The 22,374-nt window shown below is 66.1% G+C and carries 20 protein-coding genes; 13 read left to right on the top strand and 7 right to left on the bottom strand.

Going from position 1 to position 22,374, the window contains the following annotated elements; all coding sequences use genetic code 11:
* Nucleotides 1-64: 64 nt before the first annotated feature.
* Nucleotides 65-790, bottom strand: a complete 726-nt coding sequence (locus AC1DYL_RS06475; RefSeq protein ID WP_477172485.1) for a cobalt-precorrin-6A reductase — start codon at nt 788-790, stop codon at nt 65-67.
* A gap of 134 nt (nt 791-924) precedes the next feature.
* Between AC1DYL_RS06475 and AC1DYL_RS06470 the strand changes: the two genes are divergently transcribed.
* Nucleotides 925-2,307, top strand: a complete 1,383-nt coding sequence (locus tag AC1DYL_RS06470; protein WP_477172484.1) for a cobyrinate a,c-diamide synthase — start codon at nt 925-927, stop codon at nt 2,305-2,307.
* On the opposite strand, the gene cobF is transcribed toward AC1DYL_RS06470, so the two are convergent.
* Nucleotides 2,295-3,056 (bottom strand): precorrin-6A synthase (deacetylating), encoded by a 762-nt coding sequence (gene cobF, locus AC1DYL_RS06465; RefSeq protein WP_477172483.1) that lies wholly within the window; start codon nt 3,054-3,056, stop codon nt 2,295-2,297. The genes AC1DYL_RS06470 and cobF overlap by 13 nt on opposite strands.
* A 45-nt stretch (nt 3,057-3,101) precedes the next feature.
* Here cobF and AC1DYL_RS06460 point away from each other — a divergent pair, with 45 nt between their 5' ends.
* Together AC1DYL_RS06460 and cbiB are read left to right on the top strand one after the other, a co-directional pair.
* The gene (locus AC1DYL_RS06460) at nt 3,102-4,553 is read left to right on the top strand and encodes a cobyric acid synthase (RefSeq protein ID WP_477172482.1); all 1,452 of its coding nucleotides are present in this window, start codon (nt 3,102-3,104) and stop codon (nt 4,551-4,553) included.
* Complete coding sequence (gene cbiB, locus AC1DYL_RS06455; RefSeq protein ID WP_477172481.1) at nt 4,553-5,506, top strand: adenosylcobinamide-phosphate synthase CbiB; 954 nt, start codon at nt 4,553-4,555, stop codon at nt 5,504-5,506. Before AC1DYL_RS06460 ends, cbiB begins: the two co-directional genes overlap by 1 nt.
* A 160-nt stretch (nt 5,507-5,666) precedes the next feature.
* Here cbiB and cobU read toward each other — a convergent pair whose 3' ends face one another.
* Nucleotides 5,667-6,224, bottom strand: a complete 558-nt coding sequence (gene cobU, locus AC1DYL_RS06450; RefSeq protein ID WP_477172480.1) for a bifunctional adenosylcobinamide kinase/adenosylcobinamide-phosphate guanylyltransferase — start codon at nt 6,222-6,224, stop codon at nt 5,667-5,669.
* Nucleotides 6,225-6,455: 231 nt separating this feature from the next.
* Between cobU and AC1DYL_RS06445 the strand changes: the two genes are divergently transcribed.
* The 4 genes from AC1DYL_RS06445 to edd are packed head-to-tail and all read left to right on the top strand — an operon-like array spanning nt 6,456 to nt 11,441.
* Nucleotides 6,456-7,382 (top strand): glucosamine kinase nucleotide-binding domain-containing protein, encoded by a 927-nt coding sequence (locus tag AC1DYL_RS06445; RefSeq protein WP_477172479.1) that lies wholly within the window; start codon nt 6,456-6,458, stop codon nt 7,380-7,382.
* A gap of 36 nt (nt 7,383-7,418) precedes the next feature.
* On the top strand, nt 7,419-8,900 hold the full coding sequence (zwf, locus tag AC1DYL_RS06440) for a glucose-6-phosphate dehydrogenase (protein WP_477172478.1): 1,482 nt from the start codon (nt 7,419-7,421) through the stop codon (nt 8,898-8,900).
* Nucleotides 8,897-9,595 (top strand): 6-phosphogluconolactonase, encoded by a 699-nt coding sequence (gene pgl / locus AC1DYL_RS06435; RefSeq protein WP_477150795.1) that lies wholly within the window; start codon nt 8,897-8,899, stop codon nt 9,593-9,595. The genes zwf and pgl overlap by 4 nt, the downstream gene beginning before the upstream one ends.
* A 31-nt stretch (nt 9,596-9,626) precedes the next feature.
* Nucleotides 9,627-11,441, top strand: a complete 1,815-nt coding sequence (edd, locus tag AC1DYL_RS06430) for a phosphogluconate dehydratase (RefSeq protein WP_477172477.1) — start codon at nt 9,627-9,629, stop codon at nt 11,439-11,441.
* Here edd and AC1DYL_RS06425 read toward each other — a convergent pair.
* Nucleotides 11,438-11,932: a hypothetical protein gene (locus tag AC1DYL_RS06425; protein ID WP_477172476.1), complete on the bottom strand. Its 495-nt coding sequence runs from the start codon at nt 11,930-11,932 to the stop codon at nt 11,438-11,440. The two genes, edd and AC1DYL_RS06425, sit on opposite strands and share 4 nt — an antisense overlap.
* Nucleotides 11,933-12,152: 220 nt before the next feature.
* On the opposite strand from AC1DYL_RS06425, the gene AC1DYL_RS06420 reads away from it, so the two are divergent.
* Entirely contained in the window at nt 12,153-12,737 is a 585-nt protein-coding gene (locus tag AC1DYL_RS06420) for a hypothetical protein (RefSeq protein WP_477172475.1), read from the top strand.
* A gap of 118 nt (nt 12,738-12,855) precedes the next feature.
* On the opposite strand, the gene AC1DYL_RS06415 is transcribed toward AC1DYL_RS06420, so the two are convergent.
* From AC1DYL_RS06415 to AC1DYL_RS06405, 3 genes are read right to left on the bottom strand one after another with little or no spacing between them, the layout of a single operon-like run.
* Nucleotides 12,856-14,406, bottom strand: a complete 1,551-nt coding sequence (locus AC1DYL_RS06415) for a hypothetical protein (protein ID WP_477172474.1) — start codon at nt 14,404-14,406, stop codon at nt 12,856-12,858.
* 4 nt (nt 14,407-14,410) lie between these two features.
* Entirely contained in the window at nt 14,411-15,352 is a 942-nt protein-coding gene (locus AC1DYL_RS06410; RefSeq protein ID WP_477172473.1) for a DUF6384 family protein, read from the bottom strand.
* Nucleotides 15,353-15,378: 26 nt separating this feature from the next.
* On the bottom strand, nt 15,379-16,563 hold the full coding sequence (locus tag AC1DYL_RS06405; RefSeq protein ID WP_477150789.1) for a cell surface protein: 1,185 nt from the start codon (nt 16,561-16,563) through the stop codon (nt 15,379-15,381).
* Between the two features lie 234 nt (nt 16,564-16,797).
* Here AC1DYL_RS06405 and AC1DYL_RS06400 point away from each other — a divergent pair, with 234 nt between their 5' ends.
* The 5 genes from AC1DYL_RS06400 to AC1DYL_RS06380 all read left to right on the top strand — a co-directional run bounded on the left by AC1DYL_RS06400 (nt 16,798) and on the right by AC1DYL_RS06380 (nt 22,373).
* A complete protein-coding gene (locus tag AC1DYL_RS06400) occupies nt 16,798-17,259 on the top strand; it encodes a CoxG family protein (protein ID WP_477150788.1) in 462 nt (153 codons plus the stop codon).
* Nucleotides 17,260-17,591: 332 nt separating this feature from the next.
* Nucleotides 17,592-18,602 carry a BMP family lipoprotein gene (locus AC1DYL_RS06395; protein ID WP_477150787.1) on the top strand — a complete coding sequence of 337 codons (1,011 nt, stop codon included), beginning with the start codon at nt 17,592-17,594 and terminating at the stop codon, nt 18,600-18,602.
* Nucleotides 18,603-18,626: 24 nt separating this feature from the next.
* A complete protein-coding gene (locus AC1DYL_RS06390; RefSeq protein WP_477172472.1) occupies nt 18,627-20,276 on the top strand; it encodes an ABC transporter ATP-binding protein in 1,650 nt (549 codons plus the stop codon).
* Nucleotides 20,273-21,406, top strand: a complete 1,134-nt coding sequence (locus AC1DYL_RS06385; protein ID WP_477172471.1) for an ABC transporter permease — start codon at nt 20,273-20,275, stop codon at nt 21,404-21,406. Before AC1DYL_RS06390 ends, AC1DYL_RS06385 begins: the two co-directional genes overlap by 4 nt.
* Nucleotide 21,407: 1 nt before the next feature.
* Nucleotides 21,408-22,373: an ABC transporter permease gene (locus AC1DYL_RS06380; protein WP_477172470.1), complete on the top strand. Its 966-nt coding sequence runs from the start codon at nt 21,408-21,410 to the stop codon at nt 22,371-22,373.
* Nucleotide 22,374: the final 1 nt, after the last annotated feature.

The following is a 22,374-nucleotide window of genomic DNA, read 5'->3' as shown; positions in this document are numbered from 1 at the left end:
CTCCCCCCTTGCGGGGGAGGGACAGGGTGGGGGGTACGTTTCCCGCACCAGCCCCTCGACCAACCTACCCCAGCTTCAGCGCCGCAATCGCCTGCCCGACCGTCGGCACCTCATGCGCTGGCGGCAGTGCCGGCCGGTCGATCATGAACACCGGCAGCCGCAGCCTGAGCGCTGCCTGCAGCTTGGCCTCCGTCTGCGCCCCGCCCGAGTTCTTGCAGACCAGGTGGGTGATCCCCTGTTCCTGCATCATCTGGAACTCGCCGTTGAAGAAGAACGGCGGCCGCGCCAGGAGCGAGGTGGCATTGACAGGCAGTTCCTTTTCCGGCGGCTCGATCGAGCGCACCACGAAGCTGCAATCGGTGCGCTTGAGGTACGCATCGAGATGTGTGTGCCCCACCGTCAGCAGCGCCCGAGCCCCCTTGGGCAGGCTCGCCGCCGCTTCCTCTGCCGATGCGACGTGCTTCCAGAACGCATATTGCGGCTCGCTCCAGGCCGGCCGGGTCAGCCGCACCAGCTTCAGCGCGGCAAGCTCGGCCGCCCTCACCGCGTTGCGCTTGATCTCCTCGGCATAGGGATGCGTTGCATCCACCAGCCGGTCGAACCGCTCGGTGATGATGTAATTGCCCATCCCGTCGCCACCGCCAAAGCCGCCCACCCTCACCGCGCCTGCGGGCAGCAGCGGATCGCTGGTCCGGCCGGCGAGCGACGTGGTGACGTCGTGGCCCATCTTGGTCAGTTGCCCGGCAAGCTGCCGCGCTTCCTCTGTCCCCCCAAGGATCAGGATCTTCATCGTCTGGTCGCTTTCCCCAAGTCCGGCGCCCTCACGGCCCGCCGTGGCGCCGCTAGTACCCCCCGGTCTCACGGCGCCGTCCCCACCATAACTGCTAGCCCCAAGATTTTGCAGCACAATCTTCGGGTGGCCAGATGAACGGCCTCGTCATCGCTGCCCCGCGCTCCGGCTCCGGCAAGACCACCATCACGCTCGGCCTCCTCGCCGCCCTCAGGGCGCGCGGACTGGGCATCGCCCCGGCGAAGACCGGCCCCGACTATATCGACACCACCATCCTCAGCCGTGCCGCCCGTCGCGCCGCCATCAATCTCGATCCCTGGGCCATGTCGCCCGCCCGCCTGCGCCACCTCGCCAGCACCCACGCCGCCGATGCCGATCTCCTCCTCGTCGAGGGCGTCATGGGCCTGTTCGACGGTGCAGCCGATGGCCGCGGCTCCACAGCCGATCTCGCCGCCACCCTCGGCTTGCCCGTGATCCTCGTCCTCGATGCTGAGCGCCAATCCCAGTCGATCGCCGCGCTCGCCCACGGCTTCGCCACCTGGCGTCCCGACGTGAAAGTCGCCGGCCTCATCGTCAACCGCGCCGCGTCCACCCGCCACGAAGCCATGGTCCGCGCTGCGCTCAGCGCCATTGATATCCCGCTCCTCGGCGTCATCCCCAAGCGCGAAGCCCTCGGCCTCCCCGACCGCCACCTAGGCCTCGTCCTCCCCGACGAGATCGCCCAGTTCGACAACGTCGTCGCCACCGCCGCTGCAGCGATGGAGGACTACCTCGATCTCAACCTGCTCCTTGCCCTCTCGGCTCCATTGCCTTCTCCCCTTGTGGGAGAAGGTGCCCGAAGGGCGGATGAGGGGTATCCTCCCCTGCAAAGCGGGGGAGGGGGACCGGCGAGGCTGGTAGAGGGGGCGGCCACACGCACCAGCCTCCCACCTCTCGGCCAACACATCGCCATCGCCCGCGACGACGCCTTCGCCTTCCTCTATCCCCACTGGCTTGCCGACTGGCTCGCCGCCGGCGCCACCCTCAGCCTCTTCTCCCCGCTAGTCGACGAAGCCCCCGATCCGACCGCCGATGCCGTCTTCCTCCCCGGCGGCTACCCCGAACTCCACGCCGCCCGCCTAGCCGCCGCGCAGAATTTCATGCGCGGCCTGCGTGCAAGTGCTGAAAACTCAGCGCTCATTTATGGAGAATGCGGGGGCTTCATGGTGCTCGGCGCCACCCTCACCGACAAATCCGGCGTGACCCACCCGATGTCCGGCCTGCTCCCGCACGAGACCCGCATCGACCGCCCAAAACGCGTCCTCGGCTACCGCCGCCTGAGCCACCGAAGCCCGCTGCCGTTCCCGCGAGACCTCATCGGTCACGAGTTCCACTACTCGTCCGCCCGCAAAACCCACGGCACCCCGCTCTTCCGCGCCACCGATGCGCTAGGCGAGGAACTCCCTCCGATGGGCCTTGTCTCGGGCCGCATCATGGGCTCCTACGCCCACGTCATCGACGTCGATCAGTCCGCCTGAGGCTTCCGGATCATGTACGTATCCATGATCCACCCGTTCCGCGCCTGCGCCTCGCGTCGCTTTACATCGATCTCGTCCATCACCTCGGACACCTTCCCCGCGACGAGGATTTCGTCCGCCGTCCCCAGGTAGGCCCCCCAGAAAATCTCCGCCTCACCCCCGGCAAACCGCCGGAATACCTGGTGATTGTCCAGCATCACCACGGCGCTGGTGAGCCCGTCCGCCTCGCCTTCGCCCACCCGGCGGCCGGTGGTGATGGTCACCGCCTCGCCCACCCGGTTCAGCGTCACCTGATGTTGCGCCGCCAGCGCCTGCGGCGCCGAAATCCCGGGGATCACCTCGATGGCGATTGGGCAGCCGGCCGCCTGCATGTCCCTGAGAATCCTCAGTGTTCCGTCGTAGAGCGCCGGGTCGCCCCAGACGAGGAATGCGCCGATCCCGTCCTCCGGCAGCTCCACGAACATCCGCTGGTAGGCCGCCTCGAGCTTGTCCCGCCACTCCTGCACGCTCTCGCGATAATCCGGCGTCTCCGCCCGCCGCCTCGCTGGAATAGCGAATTCGACCAGCCGGTAGCGCGGGTCGGTCACGAATTTCTGCAGCATTTGCAGGCGGATCGCGTTAAGCCCCGCCTTCTCCTCACCCTTGTCAGGCATGAAGAACACCTCGGCGCGGTTCATCGCCTTGATGGCCTGGAGCGTGAGGTAGTCCGGGTTGCCGGCCCCGATGCCGATGACGAGGATGGTGCGCATCCTTCCTCCCTATCGGATCGCAACGTCACGGGCTAGAACGGCGGCATGGCGAAATCCCTCATGTTCATGGGCACCGGGTCCGATGTCGGCAAGTCGCTGCTGGTCGCAGGGCTTTGTCGTGCCTACACAAATCGCGGCTTGCGGGTCGCGCCGTTCAAGCCCCAGAACATGTCGAACAACGCCGCCGTCACCACCGATGGCGGCGAGATTGGTCGCGCTCAGGCGCTGCAGGCTCGCGCTGCCCGTCGGGATCCGGTGACCGCTATGAACCCCGTTCTGCTGAAGCCGGAGCATGAAACTGGGTCACAGCTTATCGTGCGTGGGCAGCGTGTTGGATCATACAAGGCACGGGATTATTGGTCGAAAAGACATGAACTTCTGCCAGCTGTGCTCGCCGCGCACCACGAACTCGCCGCCACTGCCGACCTGATCCTGGTCGAAGGCGCCGGCAGTGCCTCCGAGGTCAATCTTCGGCCAGGTGACATCGCCAATTTCGGTTTCGCCCGCGCCGCCGACAAGCCGGTGGTGCTGATCGGCGACATCCAGCGTGGCGGCGTCATCGCCGCCCTGGTCGGCACCTTCGCGGTGATCGATCGGGCAGATGCCGCGCTGATCGCCGCGACGCTGGTCAACAAATTCCAAGGCGATCCAGAATTGTTTGACGGTGGCAAGCAATTCATTGCGGATCGCACCAATGTGCCCTGTCTCGGGCCGATCCCGTTCTTCGCCGACGCGCAAAAACTCCCGGCCGAAGATGCACTCGCGCTCGAGGAACAGCAGACGCCGGGGCAGGGTGCCTACCGCATCGTCGTGCCCCGCCTGCCGCGCATCGCCAACTTCGATGACCTCGATCCACTCCGCCTCGAGCCCGGCGTCAGCCTCGAAATCATCGAGCCCGACCGTCCGCTGCCCTATGCCGACCTGATCATCATCCCCGGTTCGAAGGCCACCCGCAGCGATCTCGCCGCGCTCCGCGAATACGGCTGGGACATCGATATCCTCGCCCATCACCGCGCCGGTGCGCGCGTCCTCGGCCTCTGTGGCGGCTTCCAGATGCTTGGCCACACCGTGTTCGATCCGGAAGGCATCGAAGGCACCATCGGTACCTCGGCCGGCCTGAACCTCCTCGATATCGACACCGTCCTCGGCCCCACCAAGGAACTCCGCGTCGAGCAAGCCGCCTCGGCTCTGACCGGCGATCCGCTCGTCGGCTACCACATGCACATGGGCGTCACCCGCGGCCGCGGCCTCGAAGTCCCCTTTGCCCGCATCGGCGACGCCGCCGATGGCGCGGTCAGTTCCGACGGCACAGTGATGGGTACCTACCTCCACGGCCTCTTTGCCGCCGATGCCTTCCGCCGCAACTTCCTCGGCCCGGCCGCAACCGCCACCTCGAGCCTCGCCTACGAGGCCACCATCGACACCACCCTCGATGCCCTCGCCGCGCACCTCGAACGCCATCTCGATCTCGACGCCCTGCTGAGGCTCGCCCGCTGATGCAGGCGCTCCTCGCCCCCCTCGCGCTGCTGATCGAGCGTCTCGCCGGCTACCCCAACAGCCTCGTCGCCCGCATTGGCCACCCGGTGATCTGGATCGGCAAGCTGATCTCGCTGCTCGATCTCCGCCTCAATCGCGACGCCAACCGCCGCGGCAAGGGCGTCCTCGCACTCATCATCCTGCTGGCGGTCAGCGGCATCCTCGCCGGCCTCGTCGCCTGGCTCTGCCGCCTCATCCCCTTCAGCTTCATCCTCGAAGCCATCCTTGCTTCGACCTTCCTCGCCCAAAAAGCCCTTGGCGATGCCGTGCGCACCGTCGCCACCGCGCTCCGCCGCAGCCTCCCCGAAGGCCGCACCGCCGTCAGCCACATTGTCGGCCGCGATCCGCAATCCCTCGATGAGGCCGGCGTCGCCCGCGCCGCCATCGAGTCGCTCGCCGAATCCACGTCCGATGCTGTCGTCGCCCCGCTGTTCTGGCTGCTGCTGCTCGGGCTGCCCGGCATCGCGCTCTACAAAGCGGTGAACACCGCCGACTCGATGATTGGCCACAAGACCGAGCGCCACCTCGCGTTCGGCTGGGCCAGCGCCCGCTTCGATGATCTCTTGAACCTGATCCCCGCACGGCTCACCGCCCTGCTGATCGCCGGCGCGAGCTACTTCATCAAAGGGGCACACCCGGAGCTCGCCTGGTCCACTGCCCTCCGCGATGCGAAGAAGCACGAAAGCCCCAACGCCGGCTGGCCCGAAGCCGCCATGGCCGGAGCGCTGGGCTTTCGGCTCGGTGGGCCGCGCAGCTATGACGGCGAGGTTGTGGAACTCCCGAGTTTCGGCGATGGCCGGGCGGAACTGAATGCTGCTGATGTCGATCGCTCGCTGAAGCTCTACGCGATGACGCTGAACCTGACGCTGGTTGTGACGGTGCTGATTGCCTTGGTCCTGTGGCGACTAGCTTAGCGGACGCGACCTGCTTTTCGTCCCCACCCTCCGGCGTCATTCCCGCGAAGGCGGGAACGCAGTGGGATATCTCATCGTCGACTGAGCTCGGAAGCATCCCACTAGGTTCCCGCCTTCGCGGGAATGACACCGAGTGTGGGGGCAGCATCCGCTGGCTACTTCAAGCCTCGTACCCCCGCCGCGCCATCACTTCCGCCTGCGGTGCCACTCCCTTCAGCACCATCGGCAACCCGGCCACCACGAAATACGCATCGTCGCAGATCTCGGCCAATCGCTGGTGCGCCGAACCCGCTAGATCCCTGAACATCCGCGCCATCGCGTTGTCCGGCACGATCCCCAGCCCCACCTCGTTCGACACGAGGATCACCCGGGCACTCGTCGTCGCCGCCAGTGTCGCCAGCAACTCGTCCACTGCCGCCGCCACGTTCTCGTTGGCGACGATCAGGTTGGTGATCCACAGCGTCAGGCAGTCGACGAGGATCACGTCGTGCACCTTGGCCGCACTGGCGATAGCAGCGCTGAGCCGCAACGGCTCCTCGATCGTGGCAAACGCCTGCGCGCGCTGCTGCTGGTGGCTCTGCACCCGGTCGCGCATCTCTGCGTCCAGCGCCTCGGCCGTAGCGAGATAGGCTGGCCGCTCTCCCACCCGCATCGCCAGCCGTTCGGCAAATCCGGTCTTGCCCGAGCGCGCCCCGCCCAGCACCAGCACATGACCCATTTCTCGCCTCCTCGACCTTCGCGCCGCATGAAGGAATGCGCGTTTCCGACGCTTCGATCCATCAGCGCCGGACTTTTGTCCGCATGCGAGCCATGCGGCAAGCGGCCTTTCCAGTCGCGCTCCCATGCTTATTCTACTTTCGTCTGAAAACCTTTGGCATTAAGGTCCGCGCCGGACTCGGGGGGCTCCTGGGTCGGCAAGCCAACAATCGTGGCAGGGAGTGCGCGTTCGGTGCCTAGGTACTATCTCGGGGTGGATGGTGGTGGCACCAACTGCCGTATTCGCCTCGCCAACGAGAATCTCGAGACCCTCGCCGACGCCGCCGGTGGTCGTTCGAACCTGCAGATCGAAGCCGGCGAGCCGGCTTTCCGCTCCATCACCGACGGCACCAAAGAGGTGTTCAAGAAGGCCGGCGTCGACATTGCCGAAGCCGCCAACACCTATGCCTGCTTCGGCATGGCGGGTGGCCGCCTGCCGTCGGCGCGCGAGGCCTTCGAGCAGCGCCCGTGGCCCTTCGCCAACGTCAAGGTTTACGACGACATCGATATCGCCCGTGCCGGCGCCCATGGCGGCGCCGATGGCGCGGTGATCATCGTCGGCACCGGCTCCGCCGCTATGGCCATCGTCAATGGCCAGCGCCACCAATGCGGCGGCTGGGGCTTCCAGATCGGCGATCAGATGTCCGGCGCCATCCTCGGCCGCGAACTGGTGCGGCGCGCCGTGGAAGCCACCGATGGCCTCGTCTCCGGGTCACCGCTCACCGAAGCCGTGATTGCGAAGCTCGGCGGTAGTATCGACGCGGTGATGGATTGGTCGTTCCCGCAGGATCCGCGCGGCCCCATGCCCGCCGGCGACGGTGCGCCCTCGACGCTGCTAGGCCGCGCCCCGGCCGAATTCGGGGCATTGATCCCGATGTTTTTCGACTACTATGAGCAGGGCGACCCGGTGGCCAAGGAGCTGATGGAGCTCGAGCTGAGCTACATCGACACCTATGTCCGCTGGTTCAAGGCGCGCGGCGTCACCCGGATGGCCGCCGTCGGTGGCTTCGGTACCCGGCTCTATCCGCTGATGATCGAGCGCCACGGCGATTTCATCGTCCGCCCCGTCGACGAGCCGCTTCACGGCGCCGTCATCCTTGCCAAGCAGAACTTCGCCTGAGTTGCCATGAACTATCTCGATAGGAGCCTGAAGAGCGTGTCCAGCCGTATCATCCCGGTCCAGCCCTTCGATTATGTGGTGTTCGGCGCAACGGGCGACCTCACCAAGCGCAAGCTCATCCCGGCGCTCTACCATCGCTTCAAGGATGGCCAGTTCGACGAACACAGCCGCATCATCGGCGTGTCGCGCACCAAGCTGACCGATGCCGAGTTCCAGAAGCTCGCCCGCGAGTCCATCGAAGCCTTCGTCGAGAAGGACTACCAGGACAAGAAGACCATCGATCGCTTCATCGGTGCCTTCTCCTACGTCCCCAACGACGTCACCGACGAAGCCCACTGGGGCGATCTGTCGAAGAACCTGCGTGACGACCCGAAGGTCGTCCGTGCCTTCTACCTCGCCATCGCACCAGACTTGTTCGGGCCGACCTGCGAGTACATCCTCAAGAAGGGCTATTACCGCCGCGACGCTCGCGTGGTGATCGAAAAGCCCCTCGGCCACGACCTCGACTCGTCGATCGAGATCAACGACGAAGTGTCCAAGATCTTCAAGGAAGATCAGGTCTACCGGATCGACCACTACCTCGGCAAAGAGACGGTGCAGAACCTCTTGGCGCTGCGCTTCGCCAACATCCTGTTCGAGCCGATCTGGAACTCCGCCCACATCGACCACGTGCAGATCACCGTCGCCGAGTCGGTTGGCGCGGGCACCCGCGGCTACTACGACGAGTCCGGCGCGCTGCGTGACATGGTGCAGAACCACATCATCCAGCTGCTCTGCCTCGTCGCCATGGAGCCCCCGGCCTCCGACGCCGCCAACGCGCTGCGCGACGAAAAGCTGAAGGTGCTGCGCTCGCTGAAGCCGGTTGCCGGCGCCGATGTCGGCCGCGTCACCGTGCGCGGGCAGTATCGTGGCGGCAGCGTCGACGGCTCCGCCGTCGCCAGCTACCAGGACGAACTGCCCGAGGAGAAGAAGGGCTCGCGCACCGAGACCTTCGTTGCCATCAAGGCCGAGATCGAGAACTGGCGCTGGTCCGGCGTGCCGTTCTACATCCGCACCGGCAAGCGGCTGGTCTCGCGCGCGTCCGAGATCGTCATCCAGTTCCGCAACATTCCGCACTCGATGTTCGATCACGCCCAGGGCGCACCCAAGCCCAACCGGCTCGTGATCCGCATCCAGCCCGATGAAGGCGTAAAACTGTTCCTGATGATCAAGGATCCCGGCCCGGGCGGCATGCGCCTGCGGGAGGTGCCGCTCAACCTGAGCTTCGCCGAGGCCTTCCAGGAGCGCACGCCCGAGGCCTACGAACGCCTGCTGCTCGACGTCATCCGCGGGTCGCAGACGCTGTTCATGCGCCGCGACGAGCTCGAGGCGGCCTGGAGCTGGATTGATCCGATCCGCAATGGCTGGGACCTCGCAAGCGACGCTCCGCAGACCTATACTGCCGGCACCTGGGGCCCCACCGGCGCGATCGCACTGATCGAACGTGACGGCCGCACCTGGCACGAGGAAGGCCATTGAACGCAACCCGGCGCAGCTTCGGCACCAAGGAAGACCTGGCGCTGGCGCTTGCCGAAACCGTCGCTGAGCACCTGAACGACGGCATCGAGGCGCGCGGGCAGGCCGTGCTCGCCGTCTCCGGCGGCTCGACCCCGGCGCGGTTCTTCTCGGTGCTCGGGCGGCGGAAGGACATCGACTGGTCGAGGGTCACCGTCACCCTGGTCGATGAGCGCTGGGTGGACGAGACCAGCAACCGCTCCAACGCGCTCTTGGTCAACGAGAAGCTGCTGCAGGGGCCGGCCGCGTCGGCGCATTTCGTGCCGCTCTATTCCGGCGGCGACGAGCCGGACGGCCCGGCCATCGCCCGCACCAACATCGCCATCAACGCCCTGCCGACGCCGTTCGACGCGGTGATCCTCGGCATGGGCAATGACGGCCACACTGCATCGTTCTTTCCCGGCGGCGACAACCTCGCTGCGGCGCTGACCGGCGAGGGGCCGGCCCTCGCCATCCGGGCGCCTGGGGCAGGGGAGCCCCGGGTGACGCTGGTCCTGAAGCGCCTTCTCGACGCGTCGGGGCTCTATCTGCATATCGAGGGGGAGGAAAAGCTGGCGACGCTGGAGCAGGCTGCGGCGGAAGGTCCCGTTGAGGACATGCCGATCAGGTCTATTCTCAGACAAAGCCAGACACCGCTGACTATCTTCTGGAGCCCCTAGAGACTGCTAGGGCTCCCCCAAGGAGCATGAGATGTCCGTCGTCAAGATCGTCCAGGAAGTCACCGACCGCATCGCGGCCCGGAGTGCCGGCTCACGCCGCGAATATCTCGAGCGCATCGACGCCGCGCGCGGCCAGGGCGTCAACCGCTCGGTGCTCGCGTGCGGCAACCTCGCCCACGGCTTCGCCGCCTGCTCGCCGTCGGACAAGGCAAAGCTCGCCGGGTCGAAGGCGCTGAACCTCGGCATCGTCACCTCCTACAACGACATGCTGAGCGCCCATCAGCCCTACGCAACCTATCCCGACATCATCAAGGACGCAGCCCGCTCCATCGGCCAGACCGCGCAGGTCGCCGGCGGCGTCCCCGCCATGTGCGACGGCGTCACCCAGGGCCAGGCGGGCATGGACCTCAGCCTGTTCAGCCGCGACGTCATCGCCATGTCGACCGCCATCGCGCTCAGCCACAACATGTTCGATGCCGCCGTCTATCTCGGCATCTGCGACAAGATCGTCCCCGGCCTGATGATCGGCGCGCTGACCTTCGGGCACCTCCCCGCCGTGTTCGTCCCCGCCGGCCCGATGCCCACCGGCATCTCCAACGACGAGAAGGCCAAGGTCCGCCAGCTCTATGCCGAGGGCAAGGTCGGCCGCGCCGAACTGCTCGAGAGCGAGGCCAAGTCCTACCACTCGCCCGGCACCTGCACCTTCTACGGCACCGCCAACTCCAACCAGATGCTGATGGAGATCATGGGCCTGCATTTGCCGGGCGCCAGCTTCGTCAATCCCAACACTCCGTTGCGCGATGCGCTGACCCGCGAAGCCACCAAGCGCGCCCTGTCGCTCACCGCCGAGGGCAACGACTACACCCCGATCGGCCACGTCGTCGACGAGAAGGCCATTGTCAACGGCCTCGTCGGGCTGCTTGCGACAGGTGGTTCCACCAACCACACCATGCACCTCGTCGCCATCGCCGCCGCGGCCGGCCTCAAGGTGACCTGGGAGGATATGTCGGAGCTTTCCGGCGCCGTCCCGCTACTCGCCCGCGTCTATCCCAACGGCATCGCCGACGTGAACCACTTCCACGCCGCCGGCGGCATGGGCTTTTTGATCCGCGAACTGCTCGAAGCCGGGTACCTGCACGAAGACGTCAAGACCGTGTGGGGCCAGGGCCTCTCGGGTTACACCGTCGAAGCCAAGCTGATCGAGGACAAGCTCGCCTTCGAGCCCTCGCCGGCCGTCTCCGGCGACCCCAAGGTGCTCGCGCCGGTGAAGGACGCCTTCTCCGCCAATGGCGGCCTCAAGGTGCTCTCGGGCAACCTCGGCAAGTCGGTGATCAAGGTCTCGGCCGTGAAGCCCGAGAACCGCGTCGTCGAAGCGAAGGCCCGCGTCTTCCACACCCAGGAGGGCATGCAGGCCGCCTTCAAGAACGGCGAGCTCAACGGCGACGTCATCGCCGTGGTTCGGTTCCAAGGCCCCAAGTCCGTCGGCATGCCCGAGCTCCACAAGCTCACCCCGCAGCTCGGCATCCTGCAGGACCGCGGCCACAAGGTTGCGCTGGTCACCGACGGCCGCATGTCCGGTGCCTCCGGCAAGATCCCCGCTGCCATCCACATGACGCCCGAAGCCAGCGACGGCGGCGCCATCGCCAAGATCCGCGACGGCGACCTGATCCGCCTCGACGCCAACGAAGGCACGTTGACCTTCATCGGCGACGAACGCGAATTCCTCTCCCGCACCCCCGCGACCGAGGATCTCCGCCGCGAGCACTATGGCATGGGCCGCGAACTCTTCGCCGGCTTCCGCGCCCTGGTGGGCACGGCGGATCGCGGCGCCAGCGTCTTCGGCTAGTTCGGCCGCTTGCCGGCGCGCGCCTCGGAAACCCTGATCCCCACGGGCTCGACATGTGTCGGGTCCCAGCCGATCTTCACGTTGGCATCCCAGTCGGCGTTTTCGATCGCCTGTTCCAGTCCTCCGAGCAGATGCTGGGGCACGCCCCAGCGGACGCCGGTCGTTACGCCGGCCGCCCGCGCCGCCGCTGCCAGCTGCAGCAGGTAGGATTTGCGCGAGTTGAGCGGGTTGTCGTCATCGAGCAGGTCCACCGCCAGCGCCTCGGGCGTCCCGTCCTTGCCGGTGACATTGTGGAACCCGTATTTCAGCTTCGAGTGGCCCGCGTTGAACGCCTTGAGCTGATCCTCCTGCGAACGCCACGCGTCCTGGATGCGCGGCCGGAGTCCTGCCGCCTCCAGCGTCTCGATCACCCGCTGCAGGCGAGCCGCGAATGCCGGATAAAGCTGCTTGAGCCGCTCGACGTTTCGCGCCCGACGCTTGCTGTCTTCCATGAACCTGTCCCTTGCCCTGTTCGAGGGAGAGGATAGGGCTGGCCGAAATCGCGGGGATTAGTCGGCGCCCTTAAGTACCACCACGCAGGAAGCGGCCTCTCCGGCCGGAAGAATGGGGGAGCCATGATGCAGGGCGGGAACCCGTCTCCGCCATTCCCCCAAGCCCGGGAATCTCGTACGCATCGGTCGACGCTCCTTCACTGGGGCAGGGGAGGGGAACTTGATCCGCCGGACCACCCGCATCGCCGTCATCCTGGCCGCCACCGCACTCGCCGCCTGCTCCTCCATCCCCATCGGCACCGCCAGCAAGCTCCGCGGCCTCGACTATCTCAACGACGACGTCGCCACCCTGCTCCTCGCCTTCGATCTGCCCCCGGCCCTCGAGCCGGTCCCGGGCGGCTCCACGCTCAGCTTCGACATCACCACCCAGGCCAGCGGTGAGCGCCACATCAAGGCGACCCTGGTCGCCGCCGACGCCGCCGAACTCGCCGGCACGCTGCCGCCCCCCAGCGGCGAGCGCAACTACTACCTGTTCGGCTTTTCTGACCCCGACAAGCAGGCGATCCGCGAAGCCCAGGCCTGGGCAAAAACCCTGCCACAGGGCAACAACACCCTCTCCGTTTCGCTGTCGCCAAAGTTCTGCCGAACCGAAGCGATCGATCCCGCCAAGACCACCGTCTCCGCCCTCATCGCCCTCCCTGGCGCCACCGGCCTCGCCCCGCTCCTCAGCAACCAGCCCCTGTCCACGGTTCTCACCGGCGCCCCTATCAAGGACATCCCAGCCTGCGCCGGTCACTCGGGGTAGGGCAAACGGCAGCAGGTGATCGCTATGCTGGTTGTGCGTGTCGGTCAGCACGAGATGTGAAACCCAGGGCGCGACAAAGCGCTCGCCATCTGGCCACGAGCGGACGTCTCCAGCCCGCCTAAAACCCGCCGCCGGTCTTGAACCCGCCGGTCGTCCGGTTGCCGCTGGAGCCCGTGCGCGGCCGCGAGAACCCGCCGCCGCCACCGCTCGAGCCGCCGCCGCCAAACCCGCCACCGCCCGTTGGCAGGCGACCCCAGCCCCCACCGAACCCACCATCCCGGCGTCCGCCCGAAGGCCCGCCGCCAAAGCTCGAATCCGGCCACTGGAAGCCGCCGCTATTGCCGCCCCACGGCGAGTCCTGCTGCTGTTGCCGTGGCTCGACGCCGCCCGTCCAGTTCTGGCTCCGCCGCCACTGGCCCCAGTAGTCTGCGGCAGTAATGCCGCCGCGCAGGAAATCGTTGAGCAGGTCCCCGACCAGCTTGTCCTCGCGGAAGGTCGAGCGTGGGTTGTCGAAATTCTGCTTCTTGAACTCGTACTGGATGTCCTCGAGCTCGCGCCGCCGCGCCGCCAGCGTCTTCAGCCGGCTCTTCTGCTCGCGGCTGTCGCCGTCTTCCTCGCTGGCGCGCTGCCGGGTCTCGTCGATCTGCTTGACGATCGTGTCGTCCTGCCCGGTCTCGGTGGCGCGCGCCTCCGCCAGCAGCGTCTTGATGTCCTCGCGGCCCAGCGCCTCCGCCAGCCCGCTCACTGCCGAGCTGAACGCCGGGTCGCTCCCCTGCGCCAGTTCGCGCTGCTCGCGCGCCTGTTCGTCGCGCTTGTCCTCGGCCGCCACCATCTCCTGGTCGATGGCCGCGATCCGCGCTTGTGCCTTCTCCAGCAGCTCGCGCGTCGGCTTGCCGCCGGCCGCATCCACCGCCGCCTTCTCGAGCCGGGTGACCTCGTCCACTGCCGCCTGCGCGATCTGCTGCTGCCGCTCGGCATGCTCGCGCAGCCGCAGCGGGATTTCGTTCAGCATGGCGAAGTTCACCCGCGCCTCGGGGAACCCGACCAGCCGCGCGATCAGGCTATCGAAATACTGGATGAGGTTGTTCTCGCGGTAGTTCTTGGTGCCGAAGCCGCGTTCCCACAGGTACATGAACAGAGGGTCGTCGCGATACGGTCGCCCCTTCTGCTCGCGATCGGCTTCCGCCTGCTCCGTCTTGCGGATGCTCTCGCCGGCCACCTGCGCCAGTTGCTCGGCCGCCTTGCGCTTCTCGGCATATTCAGGGTTCTTCACGGCCTCGACCGACACCTTGTCGGCCAGCACCTTCAACTCGCCCTGCGCCTTCTCGGCCGCCGCGGCCTGCTCGGTGCGTTCTTTGGCCAGCGCCGCGATCTGCGCATCGAGCCCCTTGAGTTCGCCCTCCGCCGCATCGAGGTCGGCGCCGTGCTTGCTCAGCAATTCACGTGCCTTCACCTCGGCCTGGCTCAGCCGCCCGGTCAGCGCCGCCTGCACCGACGGGTCGAGCCGCACCTCGGCCAGCTGCCTGAGCAGTTCGCTCTCGGTTTCCTTGAACTTGGTGACGAGTTCGGCCGAGCGCGCCAGGCGCTTGGCGATCTCATCCTCCTCGCGGCGGATGTCGCGCAGCGCCTCGTCCAGCGAACGCAGGGCCTCGGGTCCGGAAAGGCTCATGGCGCTACCACCGCGTTACTGCCCCGCCCAGAACCGGCATCACGTAATCCGGCTCCAAGAACCCATACTCCTTCAACCCCAGCACGTTGCGCTGCAGGATGCCGTCATCCTTCTTGTCGCTCTCCACCGCGCGATAGGTGCTCTCCGGCACCCGCACGCCCCAGATTGCGACATTCTCGGTCTGGCCGTTCTCCTCGTTGGTGATCGGCAGCGTCAGCGGCTTGCCGTCATCGCCGATCGCCTCGACCACCACATAGTAGTTGGTCGCCGCCGTGTTGATCTCGGGGAAGGTCCAGAACCCGGTCTTCTGGTCGGGCCGGTTGACGATCTTGAGCTGGTATGCCTGCCGGATTTGGTCGCGCAGCCCGGTGAGCGAGGCGATCGCCTGCTCGGCGCCGGTCCGGTTGCCCTCGGCCGCCGCGGTCTTGCCGCGGGCGCGCATCTCCTCGGCCTCGCCGACCGCCTGCTGCACCTTGGTCTCGTCGAAGATCGCCTGGTACAGCACATCCATCTCAGCCGGCAGCTTCTCGCTGAGCTCGATCCGCGCACCCTCGATCTGCGCCTGCTGGTAGGGCTTGTAGGCGAAGAAATAGCCGCCGAGCCCGATCACCAGGATCAGCGTGATGGCCAGCGCCGCCGGCCCCCATTTCTTCCGCCCGACATAGAGCTTGGCGAGGCTCACCCCGAGGCTCGGCTTGGGCGGCGTGTAGACGAAGCGGCTCTCGTCGAGCGCCTTCACCCCCTCGGCGAGCACCGCGTCGGTCACCTCGATGCCCTGCTGGTGATAGATCTCGCGCAGCTTCTCGATCAGTTGCTTCTCGCGGGCATCGCCCGCGAGTTCGCGCTCGACGAGGTCCTGTCGGTGACGGAGCGTGTCGACCACGTCCATCGCCAGCATCACTTCGTCGAGCGGGGCCTTCTCGGCGGTCGCCGTAGTCGTGCTCATCTGCTGCGAGCCTGCGGTTCCCCGACCTAGTTCTTGGTTTCGAGCAACAGCGCGTTGCCGTCGGCCGCGAGTTGCGCCAGGCGGCGTTTGCCGTCTTCCACGGCATCGCGGATTTCGGCCGAATTCTTGGTTGCCTGGTCGCGCATCTCGTTGATGATGACCCGCGATTTCTCCTGGAACGTCACCACCGAGTCGACCAGCTTCTTGACCGCATCGGCGCGGATCGTCGGGCCGTAGCCGGCCTTCACCGCCGCCTCGCCAACCCGGTCGCCGATCTCCGAGAGCGTCTCGAGGCTCTTGGACATGCCTTCCTTCATGGCGTTCAGCGTTTCGGTCGATTCATGCAAGCCGAACAGGCCCGTGAACGAGGCCGACAGCGCCGTGAACACCGTCTCGTTGGTCGAAAAGAACGAAATCGCCTGCTGGTATACCCGCTCCTTGGCCTGCGTCGTCTGCATCAGCCGCGCCATCACCACTTCCGACGTCGAGTAGGAGATGGTGAGGTTGTCCGAGAGGTCCTTGGCGATCTGGTAGCGGCGCTCCTCATTCTGCAGGTCGCGCAGCTTCTCGTCGCGGTCCATTTCGAGCTTCGCCCGGTCCGCCGGCGTACCGGTGGTGAACGCTGCGAGTGCATCGCTCGAGGCGCTCAGCGTAGCTTTCCTCTCGTCGAGCTTCTTGGTGGCGATATCGAGCAGTTCGAGCGCCATCACTTCGGCCTGCTTCAGCGCGCCGCGGAAATCGCGATACGCCTCGAGAATGGTGTGCTCGCGGTCGACCTGGTTCTTGGTCTCCTTGGAGACGTCGAGATAGGTGTCGCGGATCTTGTCGAAACGGGTGGCGATATCGCCACGGCTGACCTTCATCCAGACGTTGGAAACGCGCTCCATCAGGTCGAGCTTGCCGTCGTCGAGCTGGTCCACCAGCCCCTTGGCGTCGTCGCGGATGGAGTTGAAGCCGTTGGTGATGTCCTCGTAGCGCTCGCCGACATTCATCGCCGCGACTTGGCTGCGCACCACCTCGTTGAAGGCGCTCGCCTGCGTCAGCGTGCGGCCGATGAGGATGACCTTGTTCTCGTCGAGGTCGGTAATCTCGTTCAACAGCCCGGTGATCGGCTGTTCGGCGGACTGCTCAGGCCAAATGCCGAGCTGCTTGATCGCTCCCATCGCCTTGTCGAGATACTGCAGGGGCTTTTCCATCACTTCAGTGGCCATTTGGATGCGTTCCCTCTATCGGTCACCTTGAGGTGACATGATTCACGTTCCCGGCGTCAGTTGCCAATGTTGCTTATATCGGCACCGCCTATTTTGCGCGATATGGTGCTTAAAAGCCTCACGAAAAGGGCCTTGCACCAAGATTGCGGCAACCGTTGCAGTGGTGCCGCGGTTGTGGCTTCAGGCATCGCGCGCTAGCTAAGTATTACAGCATCGGTACGAGGGAATGACGGCATGGAATTCGGCGGCAAGTACCTCGTTTCGGCGCCACGGCAGGCCGTCTGGAAGGCGCTGAACGACACCCAGGTGCTGAAGGCCACTATCCCCGGCTGCCGCCGCATCGACTGGACCGGCGAGACCACGCTGGAGCTCGAGATCGAGGTCAATCTCGGCCTCATGCAGCCCGTCTTTTCTGGCGACCTGGAACTCCGCGACATCATCCCGGCCGAACGCTACACCCTCGCCGGCAAGGGCCGCGGCGGCCTCCTCGGCAAGGCCGAAGCCGCCGCCGACATCGTCCTCACCGACGCCGGCCACGACACCCAGCTGGTCTTTGTCGCCAATGGCGGCGCCGACGGCGGCATCATGAAGTTCGGCAAGGCCCTCATCGGCTCCTCCGCCCAAAAAGTCATCGACGGCTTCTTCGAACGGTTTGGCGAGGCGATGGGGGTAGAGGTAAAGCCGATCACCGCGTGATGCTCCCCTGAGCTCCCCACCCACCGGCGTCATCCCCGCGAAGGCGGGGACCCGGTGCGGTCTTTCAACTTCCGGTGGCGTTGCAGCATCTCACTAGGTTCCCGCCTTCGCGGGAATGACGTCGGTGGGATGTTATTGGCCCAACACAGAGCCGCACAGCCGCCGTCGGGCCCGCGCGTAAACCCTCGCATCACGAATTTTGCCCACTTGGTCAAAATCTGCACAGCCCCCTCTTGCAGAGCGTCGGTTTGCAGGATTGTATTCCTTCCCAACGCGCCGGGCTGTCAGGGCGGCATGTGCCGTTGCCGGACGCGACACAGGGAGACTGATCCATGAACTTTTTTTCGAAGCGCATCAGTGCGCTCGCCGCGGGCGTGGCGATGTCGGTTCTCGCAGCCGGTGCTGCCCTTGCCGATCCGGCGATCATCTACGATCTGGGTGGTAAGTTCGACAAATCCTTCAACGAAGCGGCCTTCAACGGCGCCGAAGCCTGGAAGAAGGAAACCGGTGGTTCTTACGTCGATCTCGAGCTGAAGGACGACGCGCAGCGCGAGCAGGCTCTCCGCCGCTTCGCTTCGCAGGGTGCCAACCCGATCGTCATGGCCGGCTTCTCGTGGGGCACCGCGCTTGGCACCGTCGCCGCTGAATTCCCCGACACAAATTTCGTCGTGATCGATGCCGTCGTCGATGCGCCGAACGTGCAGTCGATCATCTTCGACGAGCACACCGGCTCGTTCCTCGTCGGCGCCATCGCGGCGCTGAAGTCGACCACCGGCACCGTGGGCTTCGTGGGCGGCATGGACGTGCCGATCATCCACAAGTTCTACTGCGGCTATGCTCAGGGCGCGAAGGCCGCCAAGGCCGACGTCAAGCTGATCGAAAACTACACCGGCACCACCCCGGCCGCCTGGAACGATCCGGTCACCGCCGGTGAACTGACCAAGGCCCAGTTCGATGCCGGTGCCGACGTCGTCTTCGCCGCCGCCGGCGGTTCAGGCCTCGGCGTGCTGCAGGCTGCAGCCGACGCGGGCAAGCTCTCGATCGGCGTCGACAGCAACCAGAACTACCTGCACCCCGGTTCGGTCCTGACCTCGATGCTGAAGCGCGTCGACGTCGCCGTCACCACCGCGATGAAGGAAGCCGGCGACGATGCTACCTTCAAGCCCGGCATCACCGTCATGGGCCTCGCCCAGAACGGCGTCGGTTATGCGCTCGACGACAACAACAAGGCGCTGATCACCGACGACATCAAGACCAAGGTCGACGACTTCTCGGCCAAGATCCAGTCGGGCGAGATCAAGGTGCACGACTACACCACTGACTCGACCTGCCCGGGCGTCTGACCCTTGGTCGAACCTGGCACCCCCATGGGTGATCAATCAGCGCAGCGGCCCGAAAGGGCCGTTGCGTCTTTGGCCGCCTCCGATTTCGCCATCGAGCTGATCAAGATCAACAAGCGGTTCGGGCCGGTCCACGCCAACAAGGACATCGACCTGTCGATCCGCCGCGGCTCGGTCCACGGCATCGTCGGCGAAAACGGCGCCGGCAAGTCGACGCTGATGTCGATCCTCTACGGCTTCTACCACGCCGATAGCGGCGAGATCCGCGTCAACGGCACCCCCCACGCCATCACCGACAGCCGCCACGCTTTGGCGCTCGGCATCGGCATGGTCCACCAGCACTTCATGCTGGTCGACAATTTCTCCATCCTCGAAAACGTCGTGCTCGGCGCCGAGGACAATGCGCTGCTCGGCCCCAGCCTCGAGCGCGCCCGCAAGGAACTGACCCGCCTCGCCAAGGAGTACCGCCTCGACGTCAATCCTGATGCGATCATCGAGGATGTCTCGGTGGGCACCCAGCAGCGCGTCGAAATCCTGAAGGCCCTCTATCGCGGCGCCGACGTGCTGATCCTCGACGAGCCGACGGGCGTGCTCACCCCGTCCGAGGCCGACGACCTGTTCCGCGTGCTGCGCGAGCTGCGCGACCAGGGCAAGACCATCATCCTGATCACGCACAAGCTGCGCGAGATCATGGCCATCACCGACTATGTCTCGGTCATGCGCCAGGGCGCCATCGTCGAGACGCTCAAGACCTCCGATACCAATCCCGAACAACTCGCCGAGCTGATGGTCGGCCGCCGCGTGCTGCTGCGCGTCGAAAAGGGCCCCGCCAATCCGGGTGAAGTGCTGCTCGGCGTCGAGCACCTCGTGGTCAAGGACGACCTCGGCGTCACCCGCGTCAAGGATGTGAGCTTCACCGTCCGCGCCGGCGAGATCGTCGGCATCGCCGGCGTCGCCGGCAATGGCCAGTCCGAATTGCTCGAGTCGGTCTCCGGCATGCGCGACCAGACCGCCGGCATCGTGCGCCTCAAGGGCACGCCGCTGTCGCTCGAGGGCGATGACGGTGCGCATCGCGCGCGCCAGGCCGGCCTTGCCCACGTGCCGGAAGACCGGCAGCGCATGGGCCTGATCACTGCCTTCGAGGAATGGGAGAACGCCATCCTCGGCTACCAGGACGACAAGGCCTACGGCAAAGGCTTCATCCTCGACCTCGATGCCGCCCGCGCCCAATCGCGCGAGCGCATCAAGAAGTTCGATATCCGCCCGGCCAACGAGCGGCTGAAGACCGCCAACTTCTCCGGCGGCAACCAGCAGAAGATCGTCCTCGCCCGCGAGATGGAGCGCAACCCGGATGTGCTCATCGTCGGCCAGCCGACCCGCGGCGTCGACATCGGCGCCATCGAGTTCATCCACAACCAGATCATCAAGATGCGCGATGCCGGCAAGGCGATCCTCCTCGTCTCGGTCGAACTCGACGAGATCCGCTCGCTATCCGACCGCATCCTCGTGATGTTTGACGGCCACATTGTGGGCGAAGCTGACCCGGCCACCGCCACCGAACGCGAACTCGGCCTGATGATGGCCGGCATCGGCGACAAGCAGGCGGCCGCCCCCCAGGCGCGCGCCGCGGCCGACGATTCGACTCCGCGCGCAGCGGGCGAGGGATCGACTTCATGAGCGCGGTTCTGAAACCCTTGCCCCGCTGGGCCGATATCCTCCTGCTGCCGGTGATCAACCTGGCGCTGGCCTTCATCGTCTCCGGCATAGTCGTGTTTGCCATCGGCCAGAATCCGCTGGCGGCGCTGGAGGCCATCGTCAACGGTGCCTTCGGCAACGGCTACAATTTCGGCTACACGCTCTACTACTCGACCAACTTCATCTTCACCGGCCTTGCCGTGGCGGTCGCCGCCCATGCCGGCCTGTTCAACATCGGCGGTAACGGCCAGGCCTATATCGCCGGCCTCGGCGTTATCGTCGTGGCGCTCGCCATGCAGGCGCTGCCTTGGTGGCTGACCTTCCCGGCCGCCATCCTCGCAGGCGGCGCCGTCGGCGGCCTCTGGGCCTTCATTCCAGGCTACCTGCAGGCCAAGCGCGGCAGTCACGTCGTCATCACCACCATCATGTTCAACTTCATCGCCTCGGCGATCATGGTCTACATGGTGGTCAACGTGCTGAAGCCCGCCGGCATCATGGCGCCGGAATCGGCGATGATCGCCGTCGAAGGGCGCATGCCGAAGTTCGGCACCTTCATCCCGTGGTTCAAGAACACCGACGTCAATTTCACCCTGGTGCTGGCCGTTCTCTGCCTCATCGGTGTCTACGTGCTGATCTGGCACACGCGCTTCGGCTTCGCCATGCGCGCACTCGGCCACAACCCCACCGCCTCGACCTACGCCGGCATCTCCAACTCGCGCATCATCATGATCGTCATGACGCTGTCGGGCGCGCTCGCCGGCATGGTGGCGGTCAACCAGGTGGTTGGCGTGCAGTACCGGCTCGTGCTCGACTATGTCGCCGACGCCGGTTTCGTCGGCATCGCCGTGGCGCTGATGGGTCGCAATCACCCAGTCGGCATCGCCTTCGCCGCCCTGCTGTTCGGCGCCCTCTACCAGGGCGGCAACGAGTTGCAATACGTCATCCCCGGCCTGTCCAAGGAAATGGTGGTCGTCATCCAGGCCTTGGTGATCCTCTTCACCGGCGCCATGGAGGGCATGTTCCGCCCCGGCCTGCAGCGCGTCTTCGCGCTGTTCACGCCGGCACAGAAGGCCGAGGCTGTGGTGCGCAACACCGTCGGCAAGGAGAGCTGAGATGGATCTCGCACTCGTCCTCTCGACGCTCGACGCCACCATCCGCCTGTCGACGCCGCTACTGCTCGCCTGTCTTGCCGGGCTCTATTCCGAGCGCGCCGGCATTTTCGATATCGGGCTTGAGGGCAAGATGCTCGCCGCCGCCTTCGGTGCCGCCGCCGTGGCCGCCGTCACCGGCAATGTCTGGCTCGGCCTCCTCGCCGGCCTTGCCGTTTCGCTCACCACCGCCGCCCTTCAGGGTCTCGCGGCCATCACGCTCAAAGGCAACCAGCTCATCGCCGGCGTCGCCATCAACATGCTGGCCGCCGGCCTCACCACCTTCCTCGGCATCCAGTGGTTTGCCCAGGGCGGCCGCACCCCGCCGCTGTCGCCCGGCGGCCGCTTCGGCAATATCGATCTGCCGTTTGCCGCCGAACTCGCCAACGTCCCGGTCATCGGCCAGATCTATTCCGAGCTGATCTCGGGCCATAACCTCCTCGTCTACATCGCCTTCCTCGCCGTACCGATCACCTGGTTCGTGCTTTACCGCACCCGTTTCGGCCTGCGCCTCCGCGCCGTCGGCGAGAACCCCAAGGCGGTCGACACCGCCGGCATCTCGGTGGTGAAGCTCCGCTACCAGGCCGTGCTGATCACCGGGCTGCTCTGCGGCTTTGCTGGTGCCTTCTTCTCGATCGCGCAAGGCTCCGGCTTCGGCAACAACATGACTGCCGGCAAGGGCTTCATCGCACTCGCCGCGCTGATCTTCGCCAAGTGGAAGCCGGTGCCCGCCATGTTCACCTGCCTGCTCTTCGGCTTCCTCGATGCGCTGCAGATACGCCTGCAGAACGCCGAGCTGTTCGGCATCCACATCCCGGTGCAGGCCATCCAGGCGCTGCCCTACGTGCTGACCGTCGTCGTCCTCGCCGGCTTCATCGGCAAGGCGGTCGGTCCCAAGGCCGGCGGCGTCGCCTACACCAAGGAGCGCTAGC

The sequence above is a fragment of the Devosia sp. P1_H9 genome, assembly GCF_056405135.1.
Note: the sequence above shows the minus strand (reverse complement) of the source record. Positions and strands in the feature narration are given on the sequence as shown.

Coding starts and splice junctions, on each gene's coding strand:
- AC1DYL_RS06475 (WP_477172485.1), bottom strand. CDS start 790: ATGAAGATCCTGATCCTTGGGGGGACAGAGGAAGCGCGGCAGCTTGCC.
- AC1DYL_RS06470 (WP_477172484.1), top strand. CDS start 925: ATGAACGGCCTCGTCATCGCTGCCCCGCGCTCCGGCTCCGGCAAGACC.
- cobF (WP_477172483.1), bottom strand. CDS start 3,056: ATGCGCACCATCCTCGTCATCGGCATCGGGGCCGGCAACCCGGACTAC.
- AC1DYL_RS06460 (WP_477172482.1), top strand. CDS start 3,102: ATGGCGAAATCCCTCATGTTCATGGGCACCGGGTCCGATGTCGGCAAG.
- cbiB (WP_477172481.1), top strand. CDS start 4,553: ATGCAGGCGCTCCTCGCCCCCCTCGCGCTGCTGATCGAGCGTCTCGCC.
- cobU (WP_477172480.1), bottom strand. CDS start 6,224: ATGGGTCATGTGCTGGTGCTGGGCGGGGCGCGCTCGGGCAAGACCGGA.
- edd (WP_477172477.1), top strand. CDS start 9,627: ATGTCCGTCGTCAAGATCGTCCAGGAAGTCACCGACCGCATCGCGGCC.
- AC1DYL_RS06425 (WP_477172476.1), bottom strand. CDS start 11,932: ATGGAAGACAGCAAGCGTCGGGCGCGAAACGTCGAGCGGCTCAAGCAG.
- AC1DYL_RS06415 (WP_477172474.1), bottom strand. CDS start 14,406: ATGAGCCTTTCCGGACCCGAGGCCCTGCGTTCGCTGGACGAGGCGCTG.
- AC1DYL_RS06410 (WP_477172473.1), bottom strand. CDS start 15,352: ATGAGCACGACTACGGCGACCGCCGAGAAGGCCCCGCTCGACGAAGTG.
- AC1DYL_RS06405 (WP_477150789.1), bottom strand. CDS start 16,563: ATGGCCACTGAAGTGATGGAAAAGCCCCTGCAGTATCTCGACAAGGCG.
- AC1DYL_RS06400 (WP_477150788.1), top strand. CDS start 16,798: ATGGAATTCGGCGGCAAGTACCTCGTTTCGGCGCCACGGCAGGCCGTC.
- AC1DYL_RS06395 (WP_477150787.1), top strand. CDS start 17,592: ATGAACTTTTTTTCGAAGCGCATCAGTGCGCTCGCCGCGGGCGTGGCG.
- AC1DYL_RS06390 (WP_477172472.1), top strand. CDS start 18,627: ATGGGTGATCAATCAGCGCAGCGGCCCGAAAGGGCCGTTGCGTCTTTG.
- AC1DYL_RS06385 (WP_477172471.1), top strand. CDS start 20,273: ATGAGCGCGGTTCTGAAACCCTTGCCCCGCTGGGCCGATATCCTCCTG.
- AC1DYL_RS06380 (WP_477172470.1), top strand. CDS start 21,408: ATGGATCTCGCACTCGTCCTCTCGACGCTCGACGCCACCATCCGCCTG.